Here is a 2,854-nt window from a genome sequence, read left to right as displayed (position 1 = left end):
CTAGGAGCCATCGTTGATCACCGTTGATAAACAAGATGCGATAACACTCAAAATTAACCATGCAATGGCTAAGACAAAAAAGCTCGACATGGACGTTTATCTATTCATTCCCGGTGAACTTGGACTCACTCCAGAGGTACTTTCTGAGAGCGCATTTTTCTATAGCTCAATCACTCAAAAACGCGCGTACTACAGTGATAAAACACTACTGCCTCTGGTACACAGTCGTTTGGCAAAACGTGGACGACTGTCTACCACTCAATACCGTGTAAGTTTGAGCTTGTTCGCCTACCAATATGTTATCGCACTAGATAAAGCCGTTAGCAGCTTAAACAAGAATGATAGTGACGACGTAACGGCAGACGAAGTGGATGAAGTTATCGAACTGGCTTTAGACATATTAAAGAAGCTGCGTCGAAGTATCCCTTATGAAGAAAACTTAAAACGCTACTACGCCAATATCGACAACTATCTATCTTGGTACACCGAGCAAAAGTTCCTATCACTAGTGTCACACATGCCTCGTGGTAGTGAGTATTCAACCATTAAAGAGCGCCTTTTAACCCTTTGCGACAAAGAGACCGCTCACCGAAAACTGAACCGATACAACTCTGCCAAGGTACGAGAAGACGTCACCCGCTTGAGTAACAAAATGCGCTTACTGCGTCGTTTGATTGAACACCCTATCGTACTCAAAGAGAAAACCACCTCGATGGGTAAAAACGTGAAACGAGCTGTGAAAGGTGTAGCGACAGGTCTAGTGATGGTGGTTGTGACCACAACGGTTATCTTAGCCCGAGATTTCCTAGGAGAGATTACCGCTTCTTTCATCGTCGCGATGTCTTTTATCTATGCGCTACGCGAGATCTTCAAAGACGATTTAAGAGATATTCTTTGGCGCTGGCTTCGTAAAGGCAAGCCAAAGTGGAAACGCCGTTATTACGACCCAACGACCAATAAGTCAGTCGGTCATAAACTCGAGTGGTTGGACTACGCAAGCTTTTCTAAACTCGCAGACCGAATTCAGTCGATACGCAAAAAACGTGTGGTGCAGCGTGAAGAGCAAATCTTGCATTATCGCTCACATACGGAGATGTCGACATCAACGTTTATGAGTGGCTACGAGGAAACGCGTGAAACCTTGTCGATCAGTCTAAGAGCGCTGACACGCTTAATGGATAAGGGCTCGAACAAGATTTATCGATTGAATGAAGGTCAAGTGAGTCGAGAGTCCGTTGAGAAGCGTCACCTGCTCAATCTGATCATTAAAGAGAACAACCACGATAATGAACCAACTTACTATCGTTGGAAAATAGTCATGAACCGTTCAAAGATTGTCGATATCGAGCAAATCACACAAGAGTCATAGAACTACTGCGATTCGTGCTATTACGGTATGTGGATATACATTCACATACCGTTTTTGTTAGTTCGAGCCCCACCAAATACCATTCTAAGCAGATACTTGTGGTTACTTTCTAGATGGGATTTTTTTGATAGAGAGCGTGAGTGTAAATTCTGCCATGGGCTCTTCGCCATGCAGTGATGGGCAGGTTGCGATAATGGTTACTGGCTGATTTACTCGCTCTCCGGTCGACATGGTTTCTGCCAGCATAGTGTTGATCAGCTCACCGTCAGTACAAGTGAAATGCACATCGCCTTCAGGTCGCTTCAGAAAGTTACCTGTCACCTCTTTAAACGCCAAAGAGATCTTCTCACCTTGCTGTTGAGATTTACTCATAGCAAGAAAGCCACCCGCTACATCCGCACCTACAGCTAAAACTCCGAAATACATGCTATTAAGATGGTTTTTGGTGCGCCTTCTAAGCGGAATTTTCACCTCTACACGCTCGTTATCGAGTACCAGAAGCTTTGGTCGACACAGCCAGATGAGTGGGACTTTGAAAAAGCCAAACATGCTTAAATAGAAATTTGCTTTTTGTAGAGGGGTTAACATTGGAATCACCTAGCCTAATCAGTCATCAGACCAGTTAATCGACTAACGATTTAAATGTCAAAAAAATGTTACAAAAAAGAGATATCATCACACAATGATATCTCTTTTATTCTCAAAGCATTAGCGCTTCGAACCAACTCATACGCCAAGTTGGTAAATTACAGCAACAGACTGATTTATGCCGTCACGACGGTTTCAACACCTTCAAGGTCAGCGATGTAACCTTGTAAGCGCGGATAATCAACCAAACCTTGAGTGACAAGTAAAACGGGTTTCTTAGCGTTCTGTGTCGCCTTAACAATCATATCTAGCAGTGTAATTACCGCTTCGTTTTGTGGATCAAAAGCGTGTTGCTGCGCTTCATTCTGCTTATCAACACCAAGTGTAAAAGACGCTAGGCTGTCGACATTCACCACAACACCATCAAAGTAATGCAGTAGACGTTCACTCAGTAGAACGGCAGATGGCACATCACATGAGAACAACACCTTCAAGCCATTCAAACCACGAGGCAAACCTTGCTCTGCAAGTAAATCGATGATCTTAGCCGCGTCGCTTAATGCACGCACATAAGGAACTACCACTTCCACATTAATGCCTTGTTCACGCAGAGCTTTAACGACCTGACACTCCAAAGCAAAGGCTTTGCTGTATTCTTGTGTCGCATAACGCGCAACACCACGAACACCAAGTGCTGGGTTTACTTCTTCCACTTCGCAATTACCGCCTAACAGCGAACGAAAGCCGTAGCTGTCAGCGTTGCTTAACGCGATACGTACAGAAGTATGATTTGGTTGAACTGCCACTTGAATCGCCGTAACTAAGGTAGAAACGAAATGCTCATCAACGCTTTTGCCACCAAGAATGGCGTCTAGAGAGGTTTTCTCTATATCAGAA

Annotated in this window: 3 protein-coding genes; 1 reads left to right on the top strand and 2 read right to left on the bottom strand. The window is 44.1% G+C overall.

What is annotated here, in order from left to right; translation table 11 throughout:
• Positions 1 to 13: 13 nt before the first annotated feature.
• The gene (locus tag BCT81_RS20875) at positions 14 to 1,369 is read left to right on the top strand and encodes a hypothetical protein (RefSeq protein WP_102425696.1); all 1,356 of its coding nucleotides are present in this window, start codon (positions 14 to 16) and stop codon (positions 1,367 to 1,369) included.
• 102 nt (positions 1,370 to 1,471) lie between these two features.
• Here BCT81_RS20875 and BCT81_RS20870 read toward each other — a convergent pair whose 3' ends face one another.
• Both BCT81_RS20870 and BCT81_RS20865 read right to left on the bottom strand, forming a co-directional pair.
• Positions 1,472 to 1,957 (bottom strand): DUF4442 domain-containing protein, encoded by a 486-nt coding sequence (locus BCT81_RS20870; protein ID WP_102425695.1) that lies wholly within the window; start codon positions 1,955 to 1,957, stop codon positions 1,472 to 1,474.
• Between the two features lie 176 nt (positions 1,958 to 2,133).
• The coding region (locus tag BCT81_RS20865) for a putative PEP-binding protein (RefSeq protein ID WP_102425694.1) at positions 2,134 to 2,854 on the bottom strand (721 nt) is incomplete at its 5' end.

Origin of the sequence: Vibrio sp. 10N.261.52.A1, from assembly GCF_002876325.1 — a bacterium.
GTDB lineage: Bacteria > Pseudomonadota > Gammaproteobacteria > Enterobacterales > Vibrionaceae > Vibrio > Vibrio chagasii.
This window is presented reverse-complemented; position numbering and strand designations above follow the sequence as displayed.

Excerpts from the sequence above, each read along its gene's own strand:
- BCT81_RS20870 (WP_102425695.1), bottom strand. The coding sequence starts at position 1,957 with ATGTTAACCCCTCTACAAAAAGCAAATTTCTATTTAAGCATGTTTGGC.